Consider the following 3,357-nt stretch of genomic DNA (forward strand, 5'->3'; position numbering starts at 1 on the left):
ATGGGGAGATGGGGAGAGGGAGGAGATGGGGAGATGGGGAGATGGGGGAGATGGGGAGAAACCGGGTTTCTTTTCCTCAGTGACTGAGAAACCGGACAAATGAACACAGAAACCCGGTTTCTAACTACCTAGCAGAGGGAGAAACCGGACAAATGAACACAGAAACCCGGTTTCTAACTACCTAGCAGAGGGAGAAACCTTCTTTTTTCGCACCGAGAGAACTTTAGGACTCAATAAACTCCGCAACATTAACCCCAGTAACCGTAACTCCCCTGGTGCGTCGTGGCGTTTCCATTGGTTGGGTTGACAATAGAGCAATTCAATTAACCCTCGTTCTTGTGCCAGAGAAAGGGTAGAAAAGGCAATCTTAACCCCATCCTGACTCCACAACACCTGACCCGTCAAGCGTAAATCCTCCCCCACAAAGTCCACTTCTACCCTCTCTCCCGCAGACAAGTTAACCCCTCCCCTTAACGTAACCACTGCACCCCCTTCTGACAGTTGCTCTGTGACTCCCGTATAACTTGCATCTCCCACCAATACCCGCACACGATAACGTAACTCAAACCACGGGAAACGGTCGGTTTGTGGGAGTTCTAGTAAACTTAATAAAGCTAAACTGAGGGTAAATAAATTATAAATACTCCAGATAATCCCCAATTTAATACTCTCAATTTTTTCCGTCACTTCTGGGGTGACAATAATTTCCGGGTTGGTGTGATAGTTGTAAATTTGCTGGATATTATACCCCAGTCCAATGGCAGTTAACGCCACGACTAAAATAAGCGGCCACGCTAATGTCCAATTAAAGAAAAATTTATCTTGGGAGACTCCTTTCGGAGTAACTTTAAACCCTTGAGAAAAAGGACTCAAAAGGGTTTGAATAACGGTGATAGAGATGGGGACACATTGAATTACCGAATAAATATCAGAAATTAAGGCAGCGCGAGAACGATGGTTCAGCCAAGCAAAGGTGGAGACTTGAATAAGATAATAAGGAAGGAAGAAAAAGAGCCATTCTTCAATGGTGGTTTGCACAGGGAGAACTTGTAAAAAATAATACCCAAAGGGAACGAGTAAAAACCCCAATCTCGCTACACTACTAAACCATTGTAAAATGCCTTCTAAATGGGAAATCCGTTGTCGCAGGGTTAAACCGGAAAGTGTTAAGGGATTTTCCTTGACAAAAAACGCTTGTAATGTTCCCCTAGCCCATCGTTGCCGTTGGGCAATATGTCCCGCTAAGGTTTCGGCCACTAACCCCGCACTGAGGGTTTCATCTAAGTAAATGACTTGGTATCCCAAGGAGGATAAACGGAGTCCAGTGAAGTAGTCTTCGCTGAGTGTTCCGGTGGTAAACCCGCCCACTTCTTCTAATGCTTTCCGACGCAGTACGAAGGCACTGCCGTAGCAAAGGGGACTCCCTGCACCATCTCGCAGTTTTTGATAGTGACGGGAGAAGATTTCGACTTCGTGGGTGAGTTCTTTTTCAAGTCCTAAGTTGGTGGCGATGACATCTTCATTATAGAAATGTTGGTGAGTTTGCAGTAAGCCAATTTCTGGGTTACTAAAAAAGCCAATGGTGCGGGTGATAAAGTTTTGGGTGGGGACAAAATCTGCATCAAAGACTAGAATTAGCTCTCCGTGGGTTTTGGGTAAAGCGTGGTTTAAGTTTCCGGCTTTCGCATGGTGGTTAGTCGGTCGAGTTAGGTAGTTACAGTCTAATTCTCTGGCTAATTGCTCAATTTCAGATCTTTGGGTGTCGTCGAGGAGATAAATATTTTTGTGAGAATAATTAATCGCTTGGCAGCCGACAATGGTTCTTTTTAGGATGGCGGCGGGTTCGTCGTAGGTGGGGATTAAAATATCGACGGATGGGTTATATTTTTTGTTTTGAATGAGCTTTTCATATTGGTTGGCTTCGTGAGTCCGGTCTTTTTCCCGCAGCATAAAGAATAACTGCACAATATAAGCTATAATGACAAATAGTTCCATACCAAAGAGCAGTAAGCTCACTGAGCCATTAATGGGATCACTGAGGTTTAAGGTGGACAAAGAACGCCATGTTAAATAGCGCAGGGCAAAGGCAAGTAATAAGGCGACAATTAAGGGGCGTGTCCACGTTTTAGGACGGGGAAATAGTCGGAGAAAGACTAGGGTAAACCCTAATAAACCGATGACTACTAAACTACTGGTGTGATGAGGGGTGAGGAGGGTATTTAACCAAGGGGGAAGTTGCTCCTCTAGGCTGTTAATTTTAGTAAAGAATTGTGTCATATGGGGGACTTGAGCGAACCAAGCTGCTAAGATACTGGTGAGGATAGTAATGAGACTAATAAAGAGAAAGGTGGCAAGGTAAAAACGGCCTAGAAAAGGACGGGGGGGAGATGACCGAAATTTAGGCTTTAATTTAGGCTTTTTACGGGTTTGAGTTTGTTGCGGGTTTGAAGATAGCATAAGGATGTCTGAATGAACGGTAAAATGCACACACAACCAGAAAAATAGTTGTGAAAACAATCATTTTTGGATTAAATTCAGGACTTACAGATCAGAAGACATTCTCTCGGTAAAATCTAGGAAACTTCCCAATTTGGGAATAGTTGAAAAAATACTGAGTCAGATCAATTGGAATTAGACTGTTTTAATATTAACTTATGTTAAGGGACACCAGAGAAATTAGCGGACTCTTGTACACCCTACCCGGTTGCATCTTTTAATGTAGAAAGCGTTACTGAATATTTACCAAAAATAATGGGTCTAAAGCCTCGCCCTGACTTCGACAAGCTCAGTCACCTTTTAGGGCGACTTGATGGTATAATAATTTTGTGTAGGTTTATCTCACATAAAATGCTCGTCTTAGAGTTCAAAGCTAAAGGAAAACCAACTCAATACAGTGCCATTGATGAGGCCATCCGAACGGTTCAATTCATCCGCAATAAAGCAATTCGATGCCAGGATGGACAATTTGGGAGTTGGACAAAAAGACTTGTATCGTCTCAGTAAGGTACTTAGAGATGAGTTTCCCTTTGCTAAAGCCTTAAATTCTAGCGCGTGCCAAGCATCTATTGAGAGAGCCTATTCTGCCATTGCCAGATTTTATAATAACTGCAAAAAAGGGATTCCTGGGAAAAAAGGCTACCCTCAATTCCAGAAAAATTGTCGTTCAGTAGAATACAAGAATTCTGGGTGGAAGCTATCTGAAACTCGGAAACAAATCACTTTCACCGATGGTAAGAATATAGGGAAGCTCAAACTCAAAGGAACGTGGGATTTAAACTTCTATCAACCCGAACAAATTAAGCGGGTTAGACTTATTCGTCGGGCTGATGGCTACTATGTACAGTTTCTCATTAAAGC

The 3,357-nt window shown here is 43.0% G+C and carries 1 protein-coding gene and 1 pseudogene; one reads left to right on the forward strand and one right to left on the reverse strand.

Annotation, left to right across the window (positions count from 1 at the left end; genetic code table 11):
- Positions 1-177: 177 nt before the first annotated feature.
- On the reverse strand, positions 178-2,457 hold the full coding sequence (locus PN462_RS06390; RefSeq protein WP_272127190.1) for a glycosyltransferase family 2 protein: 2,280 nt from the start codon (positions 2,455-2,457) through the stop codon (positions 178-180).
- Between the two features lie 390 nt (positions 2,458-2,847).
- Between PN462_RS06390 and PN462_RS06395 the strand changes: the two are divergent.
- Positions 2,848-3,357, forward strand: a pseudogene (locus PN462_RS06395) (RNA-guided endonuclease InsQ/TnpB family protein); the annotation flags it as partial.

The sequence above is a fragment of the Spirulina sp. CS-785/01 genome, assembly GCF_028330525.1.
Lineage (GTDB): Bacteria > Cyanobacteriota > Cyanobacteriia > Cyanobacteriales > Spirulinaceae > JAQMSD01.

Excerpts from the sequence above, each read along its gene's own strand:
- PN462_RS06390 (WP_272127190.1), bottom strand. The coding sequence starts at position 2,457 with ATGCTATCTTCAAACCCGCAACAAACTCAAACCCGTAAAAAGCCTAAA.